The organism is Shewanella sp. MBTL60-007 (genome assembly GCF_019654915.1).
Classification (GTDB): domain Bacteria; phylum Pseudomonadota; class Gammaproteobacteria; order Enterobacterales; family Shewanellaceae; genus Shewanella.
This window is the reverse complement of the sequence record NZ_BPET01000022.1, coordinates 1-23,708: the sequence shown is the minus strand read 5'-3', so window position 1 is coordinate 23,708 and position 23,708 is coordinate 1. Positions and strand designations below refer to the sequence as shown.

The 23,708-nt window shown below is 45.5% G+C and carries 23 protein-coding genes; 13 read left to right on the top strand and 10 right to left on the bottom strand.

Features of this window, described 5'->3' with window-relative positions; genetic code table 11:
- Positions 1 to 7: 7 nt before the first annotated feature.
- Positions 8 to 2,161 carry a fatty acid oxidation complex subunit alpha FadB gene (fadB, locus tag K5Q92_RS09990; protein WP_220768861.1) on the bottom strand — a complete coding sequence of 718 codons (2,154 nt, stop codon included), beginning with the start codon at positions 2,159 to 2,161 and terminating at the stop codon, positions 8 to 10.
- A gap of 363 nt (positions 2,162 to 2,524) precedes the next feature.
- On the opposite strand from fadB, the gene pepQ reads away from it, so the two are divergent.
- The 4 genes from pepQ (at position 2,525) to hemG (K5Q92_RS09970) (ending at position 6,748) form a co-directional block, all read left to right on the top strand.
- Positions 2,525 to 3,847 carry a Xaa-Pro dipeptidase gene (pepQ, locus tag K5Q92_RS09985; protein ID WP_220768860.1) on the top strand — a complete coding sequence of 441 codons (1,323 nt, stop codon included), beginning with the start codon at positions 2,525 to 2,527 and terminating at the stop codon, positions 3,845 to 3,847.
- Positions 3,848 to 3,865: 18 nt separating this feature from the next.
- Positions 3,866 to 4,480, top strand: coding sequence for a YigZ family protein (locus K5Q92_RS09980; protein WP_220768859.1), 615 nt, complete (start codon positions 3,866 to 3,868; stop codon positions 4,478 to 4,480).
- Positions 4,481 to 4,635: 155 nt separating this feature from the next.
- Complete coding sequence (locus K5Q92_RS09975; protein WP_220768858.1) at positions 4,636 to 6,093, top strand: TrkH family potassium uptake protein; 1,458 nt, start codon at positions 4,636 to 4,638, stop codon at positions 6,091 to 6,093.
- 127 nt (positions 6,094 to 6,220) lie between these two features.
- Positions 6,221 to 6,748, top strand: coding sequence for a menaquinone-dependent protoporphyrinogen IX dehydrogenase (gene hemG, locus K5Q92_RS09970; protein WP_220768857.1), 528 nt, complete (start codon positions 6,221 to 6,223; stop codon positions 6,746 to 6,748).
- A gap of 71 nt (positions 6,749 to 6,819) precedes the next feature.
- On the opposite strand, the gene K5Q92_RS09965 is transcribed toward hemG (K5Q92_RS09970), so the two are convergent.
- Complete coding sequence (locus K5Q92_RS09965; RefSeq protein ID WP_202723612.1) at positions 6,820 to 7,128, bottom strand: metalloregulator ArsR/SmtB family transcription factor; 309 nt, start codon at positions 7,126 to 7,128, stop codon at positions 6,820 to 6,822.
- A gap of 199 nt (positions 7,129 to 7,327) precedes the next feature.
- On the opposite strand from K5Q92_RS09965, the gene hemG (K5Q92_RS09960) reads away from it, so the two are divergent.
- Complete coding sequence (hemG, locus tag K5Q92_RS09960; RefSeq protein ID WP_220768856.1) at positions 7,328 to 7,867, top strand: menaquinone-dependent protoporphyrinogen IX dehydrogenase; 540 nt, start codon at positions 7,328 to 7,330, stop codon at positions 7,865 to 7,867.
- Positions 7,868 to 7,921: 54 nt separating this feature from the next.
- Here hemG (K5Q92_RS09960) and K5Q92_RS09955 read toward each other — a convergent pair whose 3' ends face one another.
- The 5 genes from K5Q92_RS09955 to def are packed head-to-tail and all read right to left on the bottom strand — an operon-like array spanning position 7,922 to position 13,571.
- On the bottom strand, positions 7,922 to 9,364 hold the full coding sequence (locus K5Q92_RS09955) for a TrkH family potassium uptake protein (RefSeq protein WP_220768855.1): 1,443 nt from the start codon (positions 9,362 to 9,364) through the stop codon (positions 7,922 to 7,924).
- A 20-nt stretch (positions 9,365 to 9,384) separates the two neighbouring features.
- On the bottom strand, positions 9,385 to 10,794 hold the full coding sequence (gene trkA / locus K5Q92_RS09950; protein WP_220768854.1) for a Trk system potassium transporter TrkA: 1,410 nt from the start codon (positions 10,792 to 10,794) through the stop codon (positions 9,385 to 9,387).
- A gap of 7 nt (positions 10,795 to 10,801) precedes the next feature.
- Positions 10,802 to 12,082, bottom strand: a complete 1,281-nt coding sequence (rsmB, locus tag K5Q92_RS09945; RefSeq protein WP_220768853.1) for a 16S rRNA (cytosine(967)-C(5))-methyltransferase RsmB — start codon at positions 12,080 to 12,082, stop codon at positions 10,802 to 10,804.
- Between the two features lie 6 nt (positions 12,083 to 12,088).
- A complete protein-coding gene (gene fmt / locus K5Q92_RS09940; RefSeq protein WP_220768852.1) occupies positions 12,089 to 13,054 on the bottom strand; it encodes a methionyl-tRNA formyltransferase in 966 nt (321 codons plus the stop codon).
- A gap of 4 nt (positions 13,055 to 13,058) precedes the next feature.
- Positions 13,059 to 13,571, bottom strand: coding sequence for a peptide deformylase (gene def, locus K5Q92_RS09935; protein ID WP_220768851.1), 513 nt, complete (start codon positions 13,569 to 13,571; stop codon positions 13,059 to 13,061).
- Between the two features lie 137 nt (positions 13,572 to 13,708).
- Here def and K5Q92_RS09930 point away from each other — a divergent pair, with 137 nt between their 5' ends.
- The 3 genes from K5Q92_RS09930 to K5Q92_RS09920 all read left to right on the top strand — a co-directional run bounded on the left by K5Q92_RS09930 (position 13,709) and on the right by K5Q92_RS09920 (position 16,725).
- Positions 13,709 to 14,809, top strand: a complete 1,101-nt coding sequence (locus K5Q92_RS09930; RefSeq protein ID WP_220768850.1) for a LysM peptidoglycan-binding domain-containing protein — start codon at positions 13,709 to 13,711, stop codon at positions 14,807 to 14,809.
- 420 nt (positions 14,810 to 15,229) lie between these two features.
- Positions 15,230 to 16,249, top strand: coding sequence for a DNA-processing protein DprA (gene dprA, locus K5Q92_RS09925; RefSeq protein ID WP_220768849.1), 1,020 nt, complete (start codon positions 15,230 to 15,232; stop codon positions 16,247 to 16,249).
- A gap of 2 nt (positions 16,250 to 16,251) precedes the next feature.
- Complete coding sequence (locus tag K5Q92_RS09920; RefSeq protein WP_202723603.1) at positions 16,252 to 16,725, top strand: DUF494 family protein; 474 nt, start codon at positions 16,252 to 16,254, stop codon at positions 16,723 to 16,725.
- A gap of 151 nt (positions 16,726 to 16,876) precedes the next feature.
- On the opposite strand, the gene K5Q92_RS09915 is transcribed toward K5Q92_RS09920, so the two are convergent.
- Complete coding sequence (locus K5Q92_RS09915) at positions 16,877 to 18,649, bottom strand: collagenase (protein ID WP_220768848.1); 1,773 nt, start codon at positions 18,647 to 18,649, stop codon at positions 16,877 to 16,879.
- A gap of 138 nt (positions 18,650 to 18,787) precedes the next feature.
- Here K5Q92_RS09915 and K5Q92_RS09910 point away from each other — a divergent pair, with 138 nt between their 5' ends.
- From K5Q92_RS09910 to hemF, 3 genes are all read left to right on the top strand, one after another.
- A complete protein-coding gene (locus K5Q92_RS09910) occupies positions 18,788 to 19,351 on the top strand; it encodes a type I DNA topoisomerase (protein WP_220768847.1) in 564 nt (187 codons plus the stop codon).
- 86 nt (positions 19,352 to 19,437) lie between these two features.
- On the top strand, positions 19,438 to 20,001 hold the full coding sequence (locus K5Q92_RS09905) for an L-threonylcarbamoyladenylate synthase (protein ID WP_220768846.1): 564 nt from the start codon (positions 19,438 to 19,440) through the stop codon (positions 19,999 to 20,001).
- Between the two features lie 23 nt (positions 20,002 to 20,024).
- Positions 20,025 to 20,939, top strand: a complete 915-nt coding sequence (hemF, locus tag K5Q92_RS09900) for an oxygen-dependent coproporphyrinogen oxidase (protein WP_220768845.1) — start codon at positions 20,025 to 20,027, stop codon at positions 20,937 to 20,939.
- A 54-nt stretch (positions 20,940 to 20,993) separates the two neighbouring features.
- Here hemF and K5Q92_RS09895 read toward each other — a convergent pair whose 3' ends face one another.
- Complete coding sequence (locus tag K5Q92_RS09895) at positions 20,994 to 21,428, bottom strand: group II truncated hemoglobin (RefSeq protein WP_220768844.1); 435 nt, start codon at positions 21,426 to 21,428, stop codon at positions 20,994 to 20,996.
- 185 nt (positions 21,429 to 21,613) lie between these two features.
- Here K5Q92_RS09895 and aroE point away from each other — a divergent pair, with 185 nt between their 5' ends.
- Both aroE and K5Q92_RS09885 read left to right on the top strand, forming a co-directional pair.
- Complete coding sequence (gene aroE / locus K5Q92_RS09890) at positions 21,614 to 22,429, top strand: shikimate dehydrogenase (protein ID WP_220768843.1); 816 nt, start codon at positions 21,614 to 21,616, stop codon at positions 22,427 to 22,429.
- Between the two features lie 23 nt (positions 22,430 to 22,452).
- The gene (locus tag K5Q92_RS09885; protein WP_220768842.1) at positions 22,453 to 22,731 is read left to right on the top strand and encodes a DUF1488 domain-containing protein; all 279 of its coding nucleotides are present in this window, start codon (positions 22,453 to 22,455) and stop codon (positions 22,729 to 22,731) included.
- Positions 22,732 to 22,739: 8 nt separating this feature from the next.
- On the opposite strand, the gene K5Q92_RS09880 is transcribed toward K5Q92_RS09885, so the two are convergent.
- Positions 22,740 to 23,297, bottom strand: a complete 558-nt coding sequence (locus K5Q92_RS09880; RefSeq protein ID WP_220768841.1) for a gamma carbonic anhydrase family protein — start codon at positions 23,295 to 23,297, stop codon at positions 22,740 to 22,742.
- Positions 23,298 to 23,708 lie beyond the last annotated feature (411 nt).

The following is a 23,708-nucleotide window of genomic DNA, read 5'->3' as shown; positions in this document are numbered from 1 at the left end:
TTCCTGCTTAAGCCTGCTGGTAGTAGCTGCCATTGTTGGCGGCAAGTTCACGCATAGTGTCGGTTACTTGGTATAGACCACCTAGGTGTGCATATTTGTCGGCAAGTGCCACAAAGTTAGCGACGCCCATGGTATCTAGATAACGGAATACACCGCCTCTAAATGGTGGGAAACCAAGTCCGTAAACTAGGCCCATATCCGCTTCAGCAGGCGAAGCGATAATGCCTTCTTCAAGACAGCGAACCGTCTCAATAATCATTGGGATCATGGTACGGGCAATGATTTCATCTGCTTCAAATGGTTTTTGCTCACCAAACTCTGCATGCAGCAGTTCATAGCTAGTTGGGTCTAAATCTTTCTTTGGCTTACCGCGACGGTCAACTGAATACTGGTAGAAGCCCTTACTGTTTTTCTGACCAAAACGCTCGGCTTCAAACATGATATCAATAGCATCTTTGCCAGATTTACCCATGCGGTCAGGGAAACCTTCAGCCATTACTGCTTGGGCGTGGTGACCCGTATCTAGGCCAACCACATCAAGCAGGTAAGCTGGACCCATAGGCCAACCAAACTGTTTCTCCATCACCTTGTCGATAGCCGCAAAATCGGCGCCATCGGCAAGTAGTCCACTAAAGCCGGCAAAGTAAGGGAAGAGTACGCGGTTCACAAAGAAGCCCGGGCAGTCATTTACTACGATAGGTGTCTTGCCCATCTTGCTGGCGTAAGCCACAACAGAAGCAATGGTTTCATCAGAGCTGTGTTCACCGCGAATGACTTCAACTAATGGCATCTTGTGCACCGGATTGAAGAAATGCATGCCACAGAATCGTTCAGGCTTTTTAAGACTCTTAGCTAATAGATTGATTGAGATAGTCGAAGTGTTAGACGTAATGATGGCATCTTCACTGACATGCTCTTCAACCTCGGCAAGTACCATAGACTTCACTTTTGGATGCTCAACAACCGCTTCAACCACGACGTCGGCATCTTTTACTGGCGCGTAATCGAGTGCCGGAGTGATGTTATTGAGTACCGTAGCCATTTTCGCAGGGGTCGAACGGCCGCGCTTAACTTGTGCCGTCAGCAGTTTAGCCGCTTCACCTAAACCTAAATCTAGTGCAGGTTGGGCGATATCTTTCATTACGATTGGTGTACCTTTGCTGGCACTTTGGTAGGCTATACCGCCACCCATGATGCCTGCGCCAAGTACAGCTGCAGAGTCTACTTTCTTAGCAAGTTTCGCGGCTTTCTTAGCCTTGCCTTTTACTAGCTGATCATTAAGGAAGATACCAATCAGTGCTTGTGCCACTTCGGTTTTCGCGAGCTTTACGAAAGCTTGGTGTTCAACTTGTAGTGCGCCGGCACGATTACATTGTGCGGCTTGCTCAATAACGCTAATAACAGTCATTGGTGCTGGGTAGTGTTTACCCGCAACCTTAAATACCATGCCTTTAGCTGTTGCGAAAGACATCATGGCTTCAAGTTTTGGTAGTGCCAGTGGTGCTTGCTTCTTAGCGCGTCGAGTCTGCCAATCTAGCTTTTCTGCAAGGGCATCTTTTAGCATTTTTAGCGCGGCAGACTGTAACTGTTCAGGAGCAACAACAGCATCAATTGCACCGACTTTAAGTGCAGCCTCTGGGCGTTGGTCTTTACCTGTTGTGATCCACTCCAGTGCATTGTCAGCACCTATTAGTCGAGGTAAACGAACTGTGCCGCCGAAGCCAGGAATAATACCTAGCTTAGTCTCTGGTAGGCCAATACGGGCTGTGGTGTCTGCTATACGGAAGTCTGTAGCAAGAATCGTTTCGCAACCGCCACCCAGCGCAAAGCCATTAATGGCTGAAAGTGTTGGGAAAGGCAGATCTTCAAGTTTATTGAAAACATCGTTGGCTTGTTCAATCCAAGACTGTAAAACCGCATCATCTTCAGCGAACAACCCTAAAAATTCGGTGATGTCTGCGCCAACGATAAAGGCGTCTTTTGCTGAGCTGAGCATTAATGCCTTGATACTTGAATCTTGCTTGATGCTGTCGAGTGCAGCATTTAACGAGTTGATGGTTTCTCTGTCTAACTTGTTAACCGAACCTTGCGCCTTAAAGCACAGGTGAGCGATATTATCTTCGAGTAACTCAACCTCAATTGTAGGGCTTTGGTAGATCATTGCTTGCTTCCTTATAGCTTAAGTTCACGCTTCAGATCATTAGTGATTTTATTGTCTGAATGTGACCTTCTTTGTCACGGCAGCCTAGGCCATCATTTGACCAGTTACTACTCAGTGTGCGACTAATCACAAAAAAATACAACACCCAATTTAAACGGTCGTTTGGTTTTTGCTGTTTTTGAAATTCTAACTAATATAAATCAGTATGTTACCTACATTATTGGTTAAGGTTTATTTTGAAATTATAGCTGAGTGGGTCACTAAAAACGGGAATGATATGTTTGAAGAAAAATTTAATTAACGATGTGATAGACTGAGGTGATGTCCAAAATTTGGCTAAACAATAACAATAGGGTAACCCTCATGGAACAGTTAGCGCGCCTCTATCATGACCATCTTCGAGTGTTAAATCAGCGTGTCAGCGAAATCATCTCTCGTGAAAACCTATCGGGACTTGTCATACACTCCGGCCAGCCTCACAGGCAGTTTTTAGATGACATGGATTATCCTTTTAAGGTGAATCCCCACTTTAAGGCTTGGTTACCTGTTACCGACAACCCTAACTCTTGGTTGGTGCTTAACGGCAGAGACAAACCACTATTAATTTTTTACCGCCCAGTTGATTTTTGGCATAAGGTCGCCGATGAACCGGACGATTTTTGGGCTGACCATGTCGATATTAAGTTTCTAAGCAAGGCTGATAAGGTTGCCGAATATCTTCCAGCTGATATCGATAGCTGGGCCTATATTGGTGAGCACTTAGATGTTGCCGAAGTACTGGGCTTCTCGCGACGCAACCCCGATTCTGTATTGAGTTATCTTAATTATCACCGCGCAACAAAAACTGAGTATGAGTTGGCTTGCATGCGTAAGGCTAATGAAATAGCGGTGACCGGGCATCAGGCAGCAAAAGTTGCGTTTTATAATGGTGCTAGCGAGTTTGAGATCTTGCAGGTCTATCTGTCGGCTATCTCACAAGGTGAGAATCAGGTGCCCTATAGCAGTATCATCGCGCTTAATGAAAACTCGGCCATCTTGCATTACACCGCTCTCGAACACGCAAGTCCTGCTCAGCGCCGCTCATTCCTAATCGATGCGGGTGCTAGCTATAATGGTTATGCCTCCGATATTACCCGTAGCTACTCATTTGAGAAAAACATCTTCGATGAACTAATCACCGCGATGGATAATATGCAGCTACAGATCATAAGCATGATGAAGCCCGGTGTGAGCTATGCGGAATTACACATACAAACTCACTATAAGCTAGCGCAGATCTTGCTGGATTTTGATATTGTCCGCGGCGAGGTTCAGGGGCTGGTCGAACAGGGAATAACCCGTGCCTTCTTCCCCCATGGATTAGGACATATGCTTGGCATTCAGGTGCATGATATGGGCGGTTTCCTTTGCGATGAAAAAGGCACGCATGTCGCGGCACCAGAGGCTCATCCTTTCCTACGTTGTACTCGAGAACTTGATATCAACCAAGTACTGACGATTGAGCCGGGCGTTTATATTATTGATTCACTGTTGACAGAGCTAAAGCAAGACCAGCGTCAATCACAGATCAATTGGAATACGGTTGATCGCTTAAGGCCGTTTGGTGGGATCCGTATTGAGGATAATGTGATAGTTCATGGTGATCGTATCGAAAATATGACCCGTAATTTAGGTCTGAATCGTTAACCGAATGAGAGAAATGTTTTGAGTGAGAGTTATCTCATCCCTGCGGCGGAGTTGTTGTTCGAAGAGGAGATAAAGCATAGTCGCTTTATCTCTTTTCTGTTTCACTGCCAGTCGGCAGAAGAGTTGAAGTGTGTACTTACTAACTTAAGGGTTGAATACCCAGGCGCTAACCATTACTGCTATGCCTTTGTTGGTGGCTCGCCTACCGATAGTGTCAATATTGGCTCAAGTGATGATGGTGAACCTTCGGGGAGTGCTGGACGACCAATGCTGGCAGCCTTACAGGGGGCTAATATTGGTGAAATAGGTGCCGTTGTGATCCGTTATTTCGGCGGCACCAAGCTGGGAGTTGGTGGCTTGGTTAGAGCGTATAGCTCTGGCATTAAACAAGCGATTCCTCAACTTGAGACGCAGTTAAAGCAGATCCGTTATCCCGGCAAGCTGGTGTGTGAGTATCATCAGTTAAAAGATGTGGAACACCTATTCGCTCAATTAGATGTCTTGATTGAAGACAAACTGTTTGCAGAGCATATTGAGATCCGATTTGCTATCCCTAAGGCTTTTAAACAGCAGTTGAATCTAGATTTGGCGACAATGAGTAAAGGTCAGCTTAAAGCAGTATTTGAAGAGTAAGCCATAACTTAGCTTTAGCTTGTTGGGTTTATTAAAAGCGATTGATACTCGCTTGGCGTTTTTATTGATGAGTAGCAAGATTGCTATTCGAATGTGAACATTAATTAATAAGTGTGCGAGAATGCGCTAAGCATAAGCGCTAGTGATGGGAATCAATGCAATATCGAACAATTATAAGAATTACAGGCCTGTTGATGGGGTTGTTTTCTTTATCTTTACTTCCACCCGCTCTGGTCGCTGTTATCTATAAAGATGGCGGAGGCATGGCTTTTATTCAGGCGTTTGTGTTGTGCCTGATCTTGGGTTTTGGACTCTGGTATCCTAATCGCTCTCACCATAAGGACCTACGTACCCGAGAAGGCTTCCTGCTGGTGGTACTATTTTGGGTGGTACTCGGATCTATTGGTGCGGTGCCATTTATCTTCTCTGGCCAGCCCTCTCTGAGTTTAACCGACAGCTTCTTCGAGTCTTTCTCGGCATTGACGACCACGGGAGCTACAGTGATTGTAGGCTTAGATAGCCTGCCTAAGGCGATTCTATTCTACCGACATCTACTACAGTGGCTCGGCGGTATGGGGATAATCGTACTGGCGGTGGCTATTCTTCCCGTACTCGGTGTCGGAGGAATGCAACTGTATCGAGCAGAGATGCCGGGGCCAGTAAAAGACAGCAAGATGACGCCGAGAATTGCCGAAACCGCCAAGGCGCTCTGGTATATCTATTTAGCACTGACAGTTGCTTGTGCTGTTGCATATTGGCTGGCGGGGATGGATGTTTTCGATGCTATCTGTCACTCATTTTCCACTATTGCGATTGGTGGCTTCTCTACCCATGATGCCAGCATGGGTTACTTCAATAGCCCTACTATCAACATGATCTGCGTGGTGTTTTTACTTATTGCCGCACTGAACTTTAGCCTCCACTTTGCTGCATTCTCTCGCCGTGGCATTAATTTACGAGTCTATTTCCGTGATGCAGAGTTCAAGGTGTTGATTGCCATTCAATTGGTTCTAACCGCCATCTGTTTTGTTACGCTTTATGGCTCAGGCATCTATGACTCTGCTGAAGAAACCTTTGACTATGCACTGTTTCAGGCGGTATCTATCTCTACTACGGCAGGTTTTGGTACCGAGAGCTTCCACGCCTGGCCTTTGTTCTTACCGATCCTATTAATCTTTTCTAGCTTTATTGGTGGTAGTGGGGGCTCTACTGCAGGTGGTATTAAAGTGATCCGAGTGATCTTACTTTTGCTACAAGGCTCCCGTGAACTGAAGCGTCTAGTTCATCCCCGTGGCATGTTTTCTATCCGAATCAGCGGTAACGCGCTACCGGATAGGGTGATTGATGCGGTCTGGGGGTTCTTCTCTGCTTACGCCTTAGTTTTTGTTATCTGTATGCTTATTCTGATGGCGCTAGGTATGGACGCCATTACCGCTTTTAGTGCTACAGCGGCCTGCTTAAACAACTTAGGTCCAGGGTTAGGTGAGGTGGCGAGTAACTACGCCAGTATTGGTGATGGTGAGAAATGGGTGCTGCTGTTTGCGATGTTATTCGGTCGTTTAGAGGTATTCACCTTGCTAATTTTGTTTACTCCGACATTCTGGAAGAACTAAATCAGCGTAACAATATCTGGTGTAAGAAAGACTCAGTTAGTGTTAATTGTTGCCCGATATACTGAACATAAGATCGGCCTTTGGCCATTGTTTGAAATTAGTTTGAACCGAAAATAGTGAGACGTTAATGAACAATACACTAATCATTTATTCGACAGTCGATGGCCAAACCAAAGCGATTTGTGAACAGATAAAGAAGATAAACCAAGAGCAAGGGGCTAAGGTAATATTGGCCTCTCTCGAAGAGGCTGAAACCATAGGCTTGGCACAGTTTGACAAGATCTTAATTGCTGCGAGCATTCGCTATGGTAAGCATCGTCCCGAGCTGTACCAGTTTATTAACCGTCACCATGCGGTGCTGGATGCCAAGCAAAATGCATTCTTCACTGTCAATGTAGTGGCTCGCAAGCCTGAGAAAAACACCCCAGAAACCAACCCCTACATGAAGAAGTTTTTGGCGCTGTCATTGTGGCAACCGCAGCAGTTAGCCGTGTTTGCCGGTAAGATTGATTATCCTAAATATCGCCTGTTCGATAAGGTGATGATCCGTTTTATTATGTGGATGACTAAAGGTCCAACCGATACCAGTGGTACTTTTGAATTTACAGATTGGAATAAGGTTGATGAGTTTGCCTTAGCATTTGCTAAGCGCTAGATTTGAGCCGACAAAAAGCCTGCTATTTAGCAGGCTTATTTCTATCTTAAATTGGCTCTAAAAATTATCTCTTAGGCAGCGCAATACTTGCGGTGCAATATGGAAATAACCTCGGTGACCTGCTCATTTTTAAGGGTGTAGTAAACCACTTGTGAGCTCTTTCGGGTTGCGACTAAATCTTCAGAGCGTAACACGGCGAGATGTTGTGATAGCGCCGATTGGCTAAGTGGAACCGTTTTATTTAATTCGGTTACGCTTAACTCTTTATCTAATAATAAGCACAGAATCATTAACCTATATGGGTTCGCGATAGCCTTAAGCCATTTTGCTGCGCTCTCTGCATTGGTGACCATTGCGCTGGCATCGATTTCTTTTTGCATACGGTTACTTACTCCATCGCCTTTAATTAGTTTATTCTAATTGAGATGTTATGATAAGACAATATACTCATGGTTTCTAATTATCACAATTTTTGATGTCGATAATATGAGCTACACCTAATTTGTGATCCATTCTTCTTTAAAAACTACGATTTGCTGTAACAATGGATTTAATAGCAAATCCTCAATTGGAATACAGATGAAATCAGTTTTGGTACTTTATTATTCTCGTGGTGGTCATACTGCCAGAATCAGCCGCGCTATCGCTGACCACTTAGTTAGCCAAGGTCACCAGTGCGATATGATGCATATTAGTGAGGCTAAGGCTGAAGGTGTCGATTGGGCTAAGTATGATGTTGTCGCTCTCGGCGCATGTGTACTTTACGGCAGTTATCATAAGTCGGTATTTGAATTCGCAGCCACACATCAAGCCCAATTAAGTGCAAAAGCCTCAAGCTTCTTTAGTGTTAATGTGGTTGCGCGTAAGCCAGAAAAACGTGTGCCTGAAAATAATAAGTATCTACAGAAGTTCATTGAGTTATCAGCGTGGAAGCCTAACGATGTGAAGGTGATTGCTGGTAAGGTCGACTATCCATCTTGGCGCTGGTACGACAGAATGATGATCCAACTGATCATGAAAATCACCGATGGCCCAACCGATCCTAAAGCAGTCATTGATTATACCGATTGGGATGATGTGAAGGTTTATGCTGATCACTTAGTGAGCCTAGCTAAATAAGCGCCCTAATCAAAAAGCCGCAATTAATGCGGCTTTTTTGTGTCTAACGTTTATCTAATACTTCCAGAAGCTTGGGTGGAACAAGACCGCGACAGTTAAGATCTCTAATCGCCCCAATAGCATACCTATTGCTAGCGCCCATTTGGCAACATCGGGTAGAGATGAGAAGTTGCCTGCTGGGCCAATGGTATCGCCTAATCCTGGACCGACATTGGTAACGGCGGTTATGGCGCCGGTAAAGCTGGTGACTGGATCGAGCCCCGTGAGTACCAGCACCACAGATAGCAGCACTATCACCAATACAAACAGCAGAATAAAAGTGACCAGTGAGCGGACAATATCCTCTTTAATGATGCGTTTATTGTAACGCTCTTTAAATACGCCATTTGGGTGAAACTGCTGCTTAAGCTGCTCACGCATGATCACTCCAGCTATTTGAAATCTGAAGATTTTTATCCCGCCAGAGGTTGAGCCCGAGCAGCTGCCGACAAACATCAAGAACAGGAAGGCGATATTGGCCAGTGCGCCCCATGCGGAGTAATCGGTAAGGCCATATCCAGTCGTTGTAACCACTGAGACCACATTAAAGCTGGCTAAGCGTAGGGCATCGAGTGGGTTAATTTCTCTGGTACTCCATAGCCATAGGGCAAGTGAGCAAGAAACAAAAATGACAAACTTTAAGAAGCCTTTGACTTGGGCGTCGTCCCATACGCTGACGGAGCGTTGTTGCACCATGTGGACGAACATCAGCAAGGGCAATCCACCGGCAAGCATAAAGATGGTGCCAATCCAATGGGCCTCGTTAGAAAACGCTGCCATGGATTGGTCTGAGGTGGAGTAGCCGCCAGTTGATAGGGTCGTCATGGCATGGTTAATGGCTTGAAACCAGTTCATCCCGCTGCTGTGGTAGGCTAGGAAGCACAGAAAGGTGAGTAGGCTATAAACAATAAATAGGTTCTTTGCCATATGCTGGGTGCGCGGGGTGGTCTTATCACTCCAGTCTGAAGACTCGGTTCTAAACAGTCGCATACCACCGACGTTCAAGAAGGGCAGCACGGCTACGGCCATCACGATAAAGCCTATTCCGCCTAACCATTGTAGCAGTGAGCGCCAGATCAGAATGCTGTGATCCATGCTGTCCAGCCCCGACAACACGGTAGAGCCTGTGGTGGTGATCCCCGACATGGTTTCGAAGAAGGCATCGGTATAGTTGATACCGTGATACAGAGTGAAGGGCATTGCGGCAAATAGGCTTACGATAAGCCATGTGAGGCAGGTCAGCAGAAACATATCTCGAATGTTGAGATGGAGTTTATGGCTCTGGCCTTGGTGCATACAAAAGCTGGCTGCGCTGCCCGCAACCAGAGAGGAGATCATAAATGCACCTACTGTTTCCTCGCCATAATAGAGCGCGAAGGCGCCGGGAATTAACATAAACGCGGTAAGCGTTGACAGGAAAACTCCCAGAATAAACAGTAAAGGACGATAGTTCAGCACTATTACGCTCCTGAACGTTTTTAAAAGAAAAAGGCACTCGGTTGGAAAAGCTTCTCAACTTCACCAATAAACTTCTTATTTACTAAGAAGAGAATAACGTGATCGCCTTGTTCGATGACGGTTTTGTCGTGAGCCATCAATACTTCTTCATCGCGCACGATAGCACCAATGGTCGTGCCGGGTGGTAATTTGATTTCGCTGATCTGTTTACCTACGACCTTGGAGGTGTTGGAGTCACCGTGAGCAATCGCTTCGATAGCTTCGGCTGCACCGCGTCGCAGTGAGTAAACGTTACAAATATCACCTTGGCGAATGTGGGTCAGTAGCGCCGAAATGGTGGCTTGCTGTGGTGAGATGGCGATATCGATATTGGCTTCCTGCACGATATCAACATAGGCCTCACGCTGGATCAGCACCATGACTTTCTTGGCGCCCATGCGCTTAGCGAGCAGGGCGGCCATGATATTGGCCTCATCGTCGTTGGTAACCGCAATAAATACATCGGTTTGATCGATATGCTCTTCGAGTAGCAGTTCTTGATCCGATGCATCGCCACAAAATACTGTGGTGTTCTCAAGCTTTTCTGATAACTCTTCGGCGCGCTCTTGCTTACGCTCAATCAGCTTGACCGAATGGTTACGCTGTAACTGCTTAGCCAAGCCTAAACCGATATTACCACCGCCAGCAATCATGATGTTGCGGTAGGAGTTATCCAGCTTTTGCATTTCACTCATTACTGCGCGGACGTGGCGACTGTCAGCTACAAAGAAGACTTCATCATCGGCCTCAATAATGGTGGTGCCGCGGGGCATAATCGGGCGACCTTGTCTAAAGATTGCTGCCACTCGGGTATCAATATTGGGCATATGCTCGCGCAGTGCGGCCAATGCATTACCCACGAGAGGGCCGCCATAGTAGGCACGTACGGCAACGAGACTGAGTCTGCCTTCGGCAAACTCAAGTACCTGCAGTGCGCCTGGGTATTCAACTAAGCGGCCAATATAGGCGGTAACCAGTTGTTCTGGCGCAATAAGCTCATCGATAATAAAGCCACCACGAGGGCGATTTTCTGCGTGTTTAGTTTCACTATCGATAAACAGTTTGTCACGAAGACCTAAATACTGCTCAGAACGAATACGGGCAATTTTTGTTGGTGTGCCATAGAGCGAATAGGCAATCTGGCAGGCAGCCATATTACATTCATCGCTATTGGTTACCGCAATCAGCATGTCTGCGTCTTCGGCTCCAGCCTCTTTTAATACACTTGGGTGAGCACCATGACCCACAACCACCCTTAAGTCGTACTTATCTTGCAAGGTACGCAGGCGGTTTTTGTCGTTATCGACAATGGTGATGTCATTGTTTTCGCCTACTAAGTTTTCGGCTAACGTGCCGCCAACTTGTCCTGCACCCAAAATGATAATTTTCATTGCCGTACTAATCCTTCACTAGGCGAGCGTAATAAAAGCCGTCCATGTTGTCTTGTCCGGGAACAATCTGCCAACCGATATCATCAGGGTTAGCTTGCTCTTCGATAGGTACTAAAGTCGCATCAGGTGTTCTGGCTAAGAAGGCACTGACTTGATCTTTATTTTCCTGTGGCAAAATCGAACATGTGGCATACAAGAGTGTGCCACCAGGCTTTAACCACTTCCAGCAGTGATCGAATATTTGCGACTGTAACTGCGCCAATTCTTCGATGTCATTGTTCTTTCTTAGCCACTTAATATCTGGATGACGGCGGATAACACCTGTTGCCGAGCAGGGCGCATCGAGCAGAATACGGTCAAACTTTTCACCTTGCCACCATGAATCAATATTGGCGGCATCGCCATGAACTAATTTGGCTTTGAGTGACAATCTATCAAGATTTTGCTGCACACGCTCTAGACGTTTAGCATCGAAATCTACTGCAACCAGCTTGATGTTTGGCGCCTGCTCCAATAGATGACAGCTTTTACCGCCCGGTGCTGCGCAAGCATCTAGCACTAGCTCATCACCTTGTGGTGCCAGTAATGTGGCAGCCCATTGCGCCGCACCATCTTGCACGGAAGCTGCACCTGTTTCAAAACCCGGTAGATGCATCACATCTCGTGGGCTACTTAATAGGATTGAATCGGGGCTATTACCTGCTTGCGCTTCGATCTCCAGACCGGCCAACGCTTGTAGATAGGTCTCTCGTGTTTGAGATAGCTGATTGTTACGCAGCCACATGGGGGGGCGTTCATGGCTTTGCTCAATGACTGTTTGCCAGTTTTCTGGGTAAGCCTCTTTTAAGCGCTTAATGATCCAGGCTGGAGTGTTATAGGCTAAGGTGTCGTTTTCAGTCGATAACGGCTTTTCTTGGCGTTGAATATTACGTAGGACACCATTAACGACTTTCACTAAGCCTTCGAACTTTAGCTGACGACAGGCTTCGGCAGTTTCAGAAATTGCTGCATGACTCGGGATACGGGTGAAGTATAGCTGGTAGCAGCCAACGAGTAATAGCTGGTGGACGATGCGCTGCTTACCCTTCATCTGCTTGCTCATGCAATCACTGACTTGCTTGTCGAGTTGTGGCAAATGACGCATCACGCCGTAGCATAACTCGGCAAGCAGTGCCTTATCTTTACCACTGTCTAAATGCTTTTGCTGATCCGGCAGCGCCACGGAAAGTGACACGCCTTTTTCTAGCACTTGGAAAACGACCTTGGCGGCCAAAGCTCTTAAATTCATTAGCGATTAAGCCTCTAAGTTATCTGTGCCAGCAAGTAGGGTTCCTGGAGTAAACCAGTCTGCTCTTGCATTTAGGATGTCAGCAACGCTTAAAGGTTTCTTACCTGGAAGTTGCATTTGGGTAATGGTTAATACCCCTTCGCCGGTTGCGATGCTAATGCCATTTTTATCGGCAGATAGAATCGTACCAGGCTGCTTTGAACTGGTTTCATCACTGACATGGCTTTGCCATACCTTAATGGTATTGCCTTCGTGCTCGTAGTGACTGACTGGCCACGGATTAAAGGCTCGGATTTCTCGCCATAGTGCGATAGCCGATTTAGACCAGTCTAAACGCGCTTCCTCTTTCGAGAGTTTCTCTGCGTAGTTGGCTAGGCTTTCATCTTGCTTCTCGGCAGGTAAACGATTTTCAGCTATGCCTGCAAGCGCTTCAACCAATGCAGTAGGCCCCTGCTCAGCAAGCTTTTCATAAAGGGTGGCAGAGGTGTCACTGTCTTCAATTTTTAGCTGGGTTTTTAGCAGCATATCACCGGTATCGAGACCTATGTCCATCTGCATGATGGTTACGCCAGTTTCACTGTCGCCAGCCCACAATGCGCGTTGAATTGGTGCCGCACCACGCCAGCGTGGCAAAATTGAGCCATGAACATTGATGCAACCTAGGCGGGGAGTATCGAGTACCACTTTAGGTAAGATAAGCCCGTATGCTACAACGACCATGATGTCGGCGTTTAGCGAAGCAAGTTCTGCTTGAGCATCTTCGTCACGTAGCGACTTAGGCTGAAAAACTGCGATGTCATTTTCAAGGGCTAACGCTTTAACTGGACTCGCTTGTAGTTTCTTACCACGGCCTGCGGGTCTATCCGGCTGGGTATATACTGCAATTACGTTGTGCTCTGAGTCGATTAGCGCTTGAAGATGGCGTGCAGCAAAGTCAGGAGTTCCTGCAAAAATGACATTTAATGGTTTCAACGATTTATCCTTGTTTTGCTTCAAGACGAGCCGCTTTTTCTAGCTTTTGTTTGATACGCTGGCGCTTAAGTGGTGACAGGTAGTCAACAAACAGTTTGCCTGCTAGATGATCTAATTCATGCTGTAGGCAGATAGCAAACAACCCATCAGCTTCCAAGGTAAACTCTTTACCGTCACGATCGAGTGCCTTGATGGTAACAAATTCTGCTCGATCTACTTTAGCGTAAATACCTGGAACAGATAGGCAGCCTTCTTCGTTCGAAAACTCACCGCTTTTGGCGATAATTTCTAAATTGATGAACACTTTTGGGCGTTCAACTTCATCTTGAAGGTCCATAACAATAAGTTGATGGTGGTAATCGACCTGTGTTGCAGCAAGACCAATTCCCTTTTCTTCGTACATTGTTTCGAACATATCATCGATCTGTGTTTGAAGAGCAGGGTTAAACTCTGTTATCGGCTTAGCAACAGTGCGTAATCTCTCATCGGGAAACTGTAAAACTTTTAATAAACTCATACCTAAACTCTTAACAAGTCTGTCAAATCTGAGTCAGTTGGTTATACTGACTTTGGCTAATGGCTCAATTTTAGTCGTTAGCGGCATTCAATAACAGCAAAAGCTCTACTTATTACTCTAATAAAAGAGCAAATAGCATGGATACCCAGATGAAACGGTTAATATTACTTGCTTCACTCATAATTGGTTGCACCTCCGTATTTGCCGATACGCTAACCCTAAAGTCGGGGCATCCCGATTCTTACGTGGTTAAGAAAGGCGATACCCTTTGGGATATTTCGGCCGCATTTCTCAATGATCCTTGGCGTTGGCCCAAGCTTTGGGGCGCAAACCCACAGGTGGCTAATCCGCACCTTATTTATCCTGGTGACAGACTTACCTTGGTCTTTATTGATGGTCAGCCCCGTCTAGTGGTTAAGCCTCATATTCGAAAGAGCCCACAGGGGCGTATTTCCCCTAAAGATGGCGCTATCCCAGCAATTGACCTCTCGTTAATTCGTCCTTATTTATTACAAAATCGCGTGGTCGATGAGCAGTGGTATGAGTCACAGCCGAAAGTCATGGGAGGAGAGAGTCCCTCAAAGTTCCATGTGGTTTCAGACATTATCTATGTTCAAGGCGAGCTTACTGTGGGTGAAAAGTTAGGTGTTTACACTTATGGCCGCACCTTTAAGAATAGCGATGGCGAAGATTTAGGTTTAGAGGTGATCTTGTCTGCCAGTGGTCGAGTGGTAGAGTCGGGGGCGATTTCCAAAGTTGAGTTGCTTAGTAGCTTGCAGGAAACATCCGCTGGATATCGAGTCTTACCGATCGAAGATGATTCACTCATGTCAGCCTATTTTATGCCTAAGGCTGCGGAGGTCGATGCACCAACGACAGTATTAGCATCGGGTAAAGATATTCGTGAGATGGGTAAGCTTGATGTGGTCTATTTAGACAGAGGGGCAACAGATGGCCTTGAGCCTGGGCATGTGTTCTCTATCTTTAAAGACGGAAAGGTCGTAGTTATCGATGGCGATGGCATACCTGTACAGCCTCATGAGCGTAACCGTTATGAGAAGATGCTAGCTAATATCTCTTCCGACAGCGCCGTTAAGATGCCGGATCTTTATCGTGGCAAGTTGATGGTGTTTAAAGTATTCGATAAAACGAGTATGGGGATTATTTTAGTTAATGAGCGGCCGGTAAGAGTGGCTGACAAATTGGCAATTCCCGATTCGCTGATCAGCAGTGAGTAGACTAGAGTTAGTTATAGTGTTTCTTTCGATGCAACTTTATACCTATCAGTATAAGAAGTTGATCTACTCAGAGCGTTTTTGGCAAACTAATTCAAGGCGAATAGCTGAAAGAATAGTTATTCCCTTGTGAAGTTGTTCAACACAGAATTAGGAAGCCAAAACGCTCCAAAATGGCGAGTTTTATCGCTTATGATGCTGTGTTAACGAGTTTAACCGTAGAACTACTATGTTCTTCACTCGTTGCCTTGTCTCATAACCGCTAAACTCTCGCTGAGCGACCAAATCTTTAGACTGATTGGTATTAATGGTTGCATCGCACTTTTAAAGGGACGAACTATTAACGATACACTGGTCGATTGGCTAGTTGTTTCTGCTGTATCTGGGCTAGGACCAGCTCGGATTAAACAATTAATAAATTACATGGATGTAGCCGAATTAAGGCAAAGGTTAACGCATGAGCCACAAGCGCTGCCTTTACCAGAGTCGTTACTACAATCTCATCTTTCTCCCGATTATGCTTTAGTTGATGCGGCTTTGGCGTGGCAGCAAGCTGAAGATAACCATCACCTTATCAGCTTTGATGACCCAGATTACCCTCCACTGCTAAAGCAGATTAGCGATCCGCCACCACTGTTGTTTTTAAAAGGTAACCGGAATGCTTTATTGTTTCCCAGTCTTGCCATTGTCGGAAGTCGGCGGGCAACACCAGGTGGCTTAAAGGTGGCTTACCAATTAGCAACACAATTAGCGATGAATGGTATTGGTATAATCAGTGGTATGGCCTTAGGTATTGATGGTTCAGCCCATAAAGCAGCTATCGATATCGATAAACCCAGTATTGCCGTTCTGGGGACTGGAGTCGATGTAATCTACCCTAAGAGGCATAGTCACATTTACAATGGTATTCAAAAGGATGGCTGTGTTATTAGTGAATTTTGGCCCAGCGTTAAGCCATATTCTGGTAATTTTCCGAAACGAAATCGCATTATTAGCGGTCTAACTATAGGAACCTTGGTGGTTGAGGCAACCCTGAAAAGTGGCTCACTGATCACGGCTAGGTTGGCGAATGAACAGGGGAGAGAAGTGTTTGCTGTTCCGGGGAGTGTGCTCAGTGAGCAAAGTGAGGGATGTCATCAATTGTTGCGTGACGGCGCTAAGTTAGTCGAGTCTGTTAGTGACATTTTGGAAGAAGTTACCGCTTTATCGCATTTTCACCTTGAAGAACTTAAGGCTCGTCACCATATAGGGGGAGAGAACGCTTCTGATTTGCCATTTTCCTCGCTGTTAGCTAGTGTAGGCTATGAGGCTACAACAATAGATGATGTAGTCGAGCATAGTGGAAAAACCATAGAGCTAGTATTAGAGCAATTGCTTGAACTCGAGCTGCAGGGTTGGATTTCTGCAGTCCCTGGTGGTTACATAAGACTAAAGAGGAGCTAGCCATGTTTGATATCCTCATGTATTTATTTGAAAACTATGTTCATAGTGAAGTCGAACTCTTGGTAGATGAAGACGAACTCACAAAAGAACTTACTCGCGCCGGATTTCACCAGAGCGAAATTATCAAAGCACTTTCTTGGTTAGAGCGTTTAGCTGAACTTCAAGAAGCTGGCACGCCTTATCTTTGTAATCATGATCAGCACTCATTCCGCATTTATACCGATGCCGAAATGGAAAAGATTGATGTTGAGAGTCGTGGCTTTTTACTCTTTTTAGAGCAGATTAAAGTGCTCAGCGTCGAGACCCGTGAGATGGTTATCGACCGAGTGATGGAGATTGATGAGCCAACTCTGAATCTTGATGATCTTAAGTGGGTGATCCTGATGGTGCTATTTAATGCGCCGGGTCATGAGTCTGCATATGAGCAGATGGAAGATCTTATCTTTGAACAGCCTGACGGGCGTCTGCACTCGTAGTCTATATAGAATCTAAAGCAAAGGAGGCCTAAGCCTCCTTTTTTGTGTTTGGCGATAAATGTTCCATACATTTATTCGCATTTCCTCAATCCATAGAGGTCAGAACACTTATGCCAATTTGCCCAGAGATGGATACAAATTGGCGTTGTGCCTAGAATGTTAGGTGATTCTCACCATGAGCTAAGTGCTTTGGTTGCAAGTAGTCACGATAATCATAGCGCCCCTGTTTGTGTAACCTAGGTTTGGCATCTTCTTCGCTATCATCAAACTCGCTGACTTGGGTATTTAACCAGTCGGCGAATTGGGGTTGATGCTTAGTCAATGATGCCATCAATTGCTCGTAACCCTCAAAGTAATCGGTTTTAAGGTATTTGCTTAGCTGTACAAAGTCGGCGTGATGATTTTCCACTAGGAAGCGAATCGCCATATAGCTCCACTTATAGGTTCTGTCTTGGCCATCTTTATATTCGGTGGCGAAGATCTCTTCTAGTGTAGGTGCTTCTTCTATATCGCGTTTAATAACGCGAAGGGCTGAAGGGTTCTCGTTACCCTTGGAAACATACTCAGCTAAGCCTTCTGACCACCACACCATTTTTGATGGGAAGTGCCCAAAACCAGCATATTTTACAAAGTGACCATCAAGGTAGTGTACATATTCATGGTTGAGGTTCCAGACTCTAAACTCTGGTTCGATCCACCATTGGCGATAGGCAAAGAAGGTCGCCTGATTACCAGGTTTGGATGGTGTGCCTTCTATGTACATTCCGCCATTATCGGTATTAATATCAAAGATCAGCTGACCATAGAGGTGGTATTGGCTCCAATTCTTAAAGGCGACAACTCTTAGTGCGGTATTAAAGTCATTAGGTGTGGGTTTTAGCCCAGTCTCTAACACACTATGGAAATTAGACTCTTGAGATGTCAGCTTGGTACAGCTCTCTGCCAACTCTTGCTCGTTTAGATCTTGAGTCAGTATGAACAAACTATCGGAGCAGTGATGCTCGATTGGTAGAGCCGTTTTAAGATCCGGAATGCGGCATATTTCGCTATTCTCTTCACACAACTCCTGACCACCAAATACGTTGACGTGAAAACCCGCGGTGTAAGCATCTCTTGCTGCATCACCACGTTGAGCAACGTCGGCTTTCGCAATTGCCGCTACAGCTTCGTCTACGGCAAGCTCTTGCTCGGTTTCTTTACCATCTTCCGATGAAGGAAGGGCGAGACGGTAGAGGGCGAGTGCCCAATATGCATTGGTGCGAGGCCAGTCACTATCGGAGCGGATACTGGCAGGGCTAGCTGCAAATGCCAATAGTGGCGTATTTAGCTCGGCAGCTAGCAGTACTTTGTTTAGCTCGCCATCGACATCCTTACGGCTTTTATTGAATAGGAAACCATAAGCTTTAAGTGTTTCTAGCAAGCCATAGTCGTTAGCTTTATTGGGTGTCGATGTGGCGAGTTGCTGTAGCTGCGTTTCTAGTTGAGAAAGTAGGGGGGCCAAGGCTGGTGCGGCATCGTTATTGGCGAAGTAACGATATACCGTCACCGCATACTGTTCTTGCAGACGGGCTTGGTTGTCGAGTAAGCCTGAATCACTTAGGTTTTCAAGTGCTATCGCTAAAGCAGAGATGTCTGCGGCGCTAAGCTCATCCACTGGACCGTAATAGCTAAAGGCACGGAAATAGTAGAGTAGTTGATTAGCCGAGTCGATATTTTGAGTCGTACTCAGAGCCGCACTGGCCTGTAAAAAGGTATCTCTTGTTAAGAGTGGGTTTTGGGCATTAAACAGGTCTGTTTCGGAAGCCGCAGCGATTTGGCTAATGGTTTGTGGGTTGACAGCTTGTTGTTCGACACTAGTACAACCTGAGAGAGAGGTGAGTAGACCCGCTATAATAGTCATAGCTAGCTTTGAGGGTGTATTCATTTTTTATCCCTTTATTTTAATCCCTTTGCTTTTATTGAATACAATATATCATTGCTTTTCACGAAATTCTAACACTGGAATACAAAACTTAATCGATTCCTTGGTAGAATAGCGGCATAGAGATGAATTGAGACAATCATGACCAAAATAGATCAGCAACTGTTTACTACGCATGAGCACGCTCTTGAGAAAGAGTTTGAGCTTTGCCCTAAATGTGGCTGCGAGTTGTCGGTAAAGCACAGTAAGCACGGTGGTTTTATTGGGTGTAATAACTATCCAAGTTGTGATTACACAAGACCGCTGGTGCAGCACGAGTCGATTGAGACACAAATTATTGAGGGTTCTGTTTGCCCTGATTGCGGTAATGAGCTGGCGGTTAAGTCTGGCCGTTTTGGTATTTTTATTGGTTGCACCAATTATCCTGAGTGTAGCCACATCGAAAAGCATGATCAGGCCGATAGCCAAGATGAGATCCCTTGCCCTAAATGCAAAAAAGGTCATATAGAACATAGAACAAGTCGATTTGGTAAGTCGTTTTATGCTTGTAGTGCTTATCCAAAGTGTAAGTTCTTAGTCAACTATCCACCTAGGGCGGAACCTTGTCCTGAGTGTGGCTTTGGGATCTTAGTTGAGCGCAAGGGAGCCGCTGGAATGCGCTTAGAGTGCCCTGAAAAGACATGCAAATATAAGCGTCCTGTTTAAGTATTTATATTATCTTCCCGCTAATATCACTTTTGAGTAGTCATAGGGATATTGAACTGCGCGGATTACATAAGGTTAAGAGATAAATGTTAGAAGTATTGCCGGCGGACGTAGCCGAATTGGTCGAGCAAGGTGGAGTGATAGCTTACCCAACTGAAGCTGTGTACGGCTTAGGTTGCGATCCCGATAATGATAATGCCATCAATCAGTTACTGCAAATAAAGCAGCGTCCTTGGCAGAAGGGGCTTATTTTGGTTGCGGGTGACTATCGACAGTTGTTGCCGTATATCGATGAATCCCAACTTACTGCAGAGCAATTAGCTTATGTTAAGAGTAAGTGGCCGGGTCCGTTTACTTTTATTATGCCGATTAAGCCAGGGCTATCTAAGTTACTCAGTGGCACCTTTGACTCTATTGCAGTACGCGTGACAGCGCATGAGGATGTTAAAGCCCTATGTGCAGCTATCAATAAACCAGTTGTATCGACCAGCGCCAATTTGTCAGGGCAAGAGCCAGCGTTATCAGCTGAAAGTATTAAAAAGCAGTTTACTGGCAAGATTGCTGGATTAGTAAAAGGTGAGCTAGGAACTCAAGTATCACCATCCACCATTATCGATGCCAAAACAGGCGCCATTCTGAGACAAGGTTAATTAGCCACAATAAAAGGAATAATATGAGCACACCAGATCCAGCAGTAGTAAAAGCCTTCTTACTCGATCTTCAAAACCGTATTTGTAATGGATTAGAAGCCCTAGATGGCGTGGCAACATTTGCAGAAGACTCTTGGAAACGTGAAGAGGGGGGCGGTGGGCAAAGCCGCGTACTGACTGGTGGTGCCGTATTTGAACAAGCCGGCGTTAACTTTTCCCATGTGATGGGCGCATCTATGCCTGCCTCGGCAACAGCACATCGTCCAGAGCTAGCGGGTCGCAGTTTCGAAGCGATGGGGGTGTCTTTAGTTATTCATCCAAACAATCCACATATTCCTACGACACATGCCAACGTACGTTTCTTCATTGCCCATAAAGAGGGGGCCGACCCTGTATGGTGGTTTGGTGGTGGTTTTGACTTAACCCCTTACTACCCATATTTAGAAGATGTGCTCGAATGGCACTTAACAGCTAAGTCTTTATGTGAACCATTTGGCGAAGAGGTTTACCCTAAATATAAGCAGTGGTGTGATGAATACTTTTGGTTACCACACCGCAATGAGACGCGCGGCGTTGGTGGACTTTTCTTTGATGATCTCAATAAACAGGGCTTCGATCAGAGTTTTGCCTTTATGCAGGCGGTAGGTAATGGGTTCTTAACGGCGTACGCCCCAATCGTTGAGCGTCGTAAAGAGACTGAATATGGTGAGCATGAACGGCAGTTCCAGTTATACCGTCGCGGGAGATATGTTGAATTTAACTTGGTTTATGACCGTGGCACCTTGTTTGGTCTACAAACTGGTGGTCGCACAGAGTCTATTCTCATGTCGATGCCACCACTAGTACGTTGGGAATATGCCTATACACCAGAAGAGGGCAGCCCAGAAGCACAGCTTTATAGTGATTATCTAAAGCCAAGAGATTGGTTAAACCTTTAACGGGCTTTATCACAAGCATCACTATAGCAGCGAAACCAATCATGTTCTTAAACGTTATTGGTTTCGCATATGATCCGCTAGCGTAGCGATTGCACTATAGATAGCTTGTTGATGCTGTGGCTCAGTCACTTCTATCTCTATCGCCGCTTTCATACAGAGTAACCACTGATCTCGCATGGCCTCGTCGACTTTAAATGGCATGTGTCTAGCCCGCAATGCTGGGTGCCCATGTTTCTGCTGATAAAGTTGAGGCCCACCAAGCCAGCCGCTTAGAAATTCAAATAGCTTTTGTTCTGACTCATCGATTGGTGCTCTATGGATCGACAATAACGCTTGTGTTGCTTCATTGCTCTGCATCTGCAGATAAAACTGATGGGCAATCGCGCGAATGACCTTTTCTCCACCGATGCGATCATAGGCATTGGATTGGCTTGGGTCTCTGTCTTGATTAGGTTGGGTTTTGCCAACTAGCTTCTTTAACCAGTTCATATTGCTTCTTCTACCGCTTCTTATTACGACTTTGGCGAACAGTGTAGCAAGCCCATGAGTAAATTTATCTAGCAATTTAAGTGAGTCACAGTAGAAAACAGAGCTGAAAATAACTCGGGTAGAATAGATTGCCTAAGAGTTAATCCGCGTTACACTAGTGTTTTAACCCGCATAGAGTTGCAAGCATGACTGAACGATACGCAGTATTTGGTAACCCCATCGCACACAGTAAGTCCCCTAAGATACATAGCATGTTTGCCAAAGAAATGGCTCAGTCACTAAGTTATGAGGCTATCTTAGCGCCGATTGATGCATTTGAAGAGACATTCAAACAGTTTGTTGCTAACAAGGGCTATGGAGCCAATGTTACAGTGCCTTTTAAAGAGCAAGCATTTGCTCTGTGCAACGAGCTTAGTGAGCTGGCGCAGCTAGCAGGAGCGGTGAATACTTTATCGGTGCAAGCTGATGGTAAGGTCAGAGGTGATAATACAGATGGTTTAGGCTTAGTTGCTGATCTCGAAAGAAACCTTGGCAGCCTTACGGGTCTAAATGTTCTATTAGTAGGAGCGGGTGGTGCGGCACGAGGCTGTATTTTGCCACTACTGAATGCAGGAATTGAAAAGCTGACGATAGTAAACAGAACACAAGCTAAGGCCGAAGCTCTGGTAGAACTATTTGCTAACTACGGAACGGTTAATGCCTTACCGATATCACATACAGGTCAAAGCTACGACCTTGTTATTAACTCGACTTCTTCCAGCTTAAGCGGTGAGGTGCCGAATATAAGTGGCGATACGATTACAGATAAGACAGTTTGCTACGATATGATGTATGGCAAAGAAGCAACGGCATTTAATGTGTGGGCCCAAGCGCAAGGGGCCAACCAAACCATAGATGGCTTAGGCATGCTGGTGGGCCAAGCTGCCGAAAGTTTCTTTATCTGGCGTAAGGTTAAACCTAGCGTAGAACCTGTTCTCGCCCAGCTACGAGCCGAACTCTAATTTGAGGTATGTTTGAGATAGTTATGAACCAGAGTATTTTATTTCCCGATCTACAAGATTGGGACGCACAAACACAAAGCATTGTTTTCCCTGTACAGGTTCAGGGAGCCAATATTGAATGCCGAATTAGTTTAAATAAGCTGATTTCTTTGTCATCGACAACAATGGATATCGGTGAGCAGGATATTGCTAATAAAGCACTAGAGCTATTTGATGATTATCGGTTTGATATAGAGGAAGAGGTTGAAGCGCTCATCGAACAGGAGATATTCGATGAGCAGGGAAGAGTCGTTATAGCATAAGCTCGAGGCTACTTGTCTTCTTGTAGATATTCGTTCTTTAGTCTGACATAGTTGTCAGCTGACTGAGGCAGGAAGGCAAGCTCTGCCTCGGTAAGTGGTCGAGCTTGTTTCGCCGGGCTGCCAACATAAAGAAAACCACTCTTTAGTACTTTTCCTGGCGGCACTAACGAGCCTGCACCTAAAATCACATCATCTTCTAATATGGCTCCATCTAAAATGATAGCCCCCATGCCGACTAAAATACGATTGCCGACTTTGCATCCATGTAGCATAGCTTTGTGACCAACTGTCACATCATCACCAATAATTAAAGGGTGACCTTCGGGTAAAGATGGTGACTTACGAGTGACATGTAGCACAGTACCATCTTGGATATTTGAACGTTTACCGATATAGATACTGTTTACATCGCCCCGAGCAGCGACTAAAGGCCAAACGCTAGAGTCATCATCTAGCGTAATATCACCGACTAGAACGCAGTCTTGGTCGATATATACATTACTCTTTAGCTCAGGAACAATGCCCTTATATGAGCGCAGTGACTTATTGTTTCTGGAGTTAGTCATCTAAAAGTCCTTAAAATGGCGTTTTATGGCATTATAAAGCCTAAAAAGTAGCTAGTCAGGGGGTTTTATAAGCAAACAGTAATGAAACTAGAGATTTATTCATTTTTACTCTTGCGCTCGTCTTAAATCTCCCTATAATGCGCATCCACTGACACGGCACAGCAGGCTAGCTACCCAGCGTAAACGCTAGATAGCACGGGACTTGCAGCAGTGTTAGGAATTCAAAAATCGAAAGAGATTTGAATCTGGTGACAAGCGGTTTAAGAGCTTCATTTGATGTGCCTTGTATAAAGAATCATCGCTTGAAAAACTTCTTAAAATAAACGCTTGACGCCAACAACGGGAAGTGTAGAATACGCAGCCCTAGCCACTTGAAGCGGTTCGTAAGAACGCCAAGCAGGCAACGCTCTT

Bases quoted from the DNA above. Each gene is read 5' to 3' on its own strand.
- hemG (WP_220768856.1), top strand. From the start codon at position 7,328: ATGAAATCAGTTTTGGTACTTTATTATTCTCGTGGTGGTCATACTGCC.
- trkA (WP_220768854.1), bottom strand. From the start codon at position 10,794: ATGAAAATTATCATTTTGGGTGCAGGACAAGTTGGCGGCACGTTAGCC.
- rsmB (WP_220768853.1), bottom strand. From the start codon at position 12,082: ATGAATTTAAGAGCTTTGGCCGCCAAGGTCGTTTTCCAAGTGCTAGAA.
- K5Q92_RS09885 (WP_220768842.1), top strand. From the start codon at position 22,453: ATGAACCAGAGTATTTTATTTCCCGATCTACAAGATTGGGACGCACAA.
- aroE (WP_220768843.1), top strand. From the start codon at position 21,614: ATGACTGAACGATACGCAGTATTTGGTAACCCCATCGCACACAGTAAG.
- K5Q92_RS09965 (WP_202723612.1), bottom strand. From the start codon at position 7,128: ATGCAAAAAGAAATCGATGCCAGCGCAATGGTCACCAATGCAGAGAGC.
- hemG (WP_220768857.1), top strand. From the start codon at position 6,221: ATGAACAATACACTAATCATTTATTCGACAGTCGATGGCCAAACCAAA.
- K5Q92_RS09910 (WP_220768847.1), top strand. From the start codon at position 18,788: ATGACCAAAATAGATCAGCAACTGTTTACTACGCATGAGCACGCTCTT.
- fadB (WP_220768861.1), bottom strand. From the start codon at position 2,161: ATGATCTACCAAAGCCCTACAATTGAGGTTGAGTTACTCGAAGATAAT.
- K5Q92_RS09905 (WP_220768846.1), top strand. From the start codon at position 19,438: ATGTTAGAAGTATTGCCGGCGGACGTAGCCGAATTGGTCGAGCAAGGT.
- def (WP_220768851.1), bottom strand. From the start codon at position 13,571: ATGAGTTTATTAAAAGTTTTACAGTTTCCCGATGAGAGATTACGCACT.
- K5Q92_RS09915 (WP_220768848.1), bottom strand. From the start codon at position 18,649: ATGAATACACCCTCAAAGCTAGCTATGACTATTATAGCGGGTCTACTC.
- K5Q92_RS09930 (WP_220768850.1), top strand. From the start codon at position 13,709: ATGGATACCCAGATGAAACGGTTAATATTACTTGCTTCACTCATAATT.
- K5Q92_RS09895 (WP_220768844.1), bottom strand. From the start codon at position 21,428: ATGAACTGGTTAAAGAAGCTAGTTGGCAAAACCCAACCTAATCAAGAC.
- K5Q92_RS09975 (WP_220768858.1), top strand. From the start codon at position 4,636: ATGCAATATCGAACAATTATAAGAATTACAGGCCTGTTGATGGGGTTG.
- hemF (WP_220768845.1), top strand. From the start codon at position 20,025: ATGAGCACACCAGATCCAGCAGTAGTAAAAGCCTTCTTACTCGATCTT.
- dprA (WP_220768849.1), top strand. From the start codon at position 15,230: ATGGATGTAGCCGAATTAAGGCAAAGGTTAACGCATGAGCCACAAGCG.
- K5Q92_RS09920 (WP_202723603.1), top strand. From the start codon at position 16,252: ATGTTTGATATCCTCATGTATTTATTTGAAAACTATGTTCATAGTGAA.
- pepQ (WP_220768860.1), top strand. From the start codon at position 2,525: ATGGAACAGTTAGCGCGCCTCTATCATGACCATCTTCGAGTGTTAAAT.
- K5Q92_RS09880 (WP_220768841.1), bottom strand. From the start codon at position 23,297: ATGACTAACTCCAGAAACAATAAGTCACTGCGCTCATATAAGGGCATT.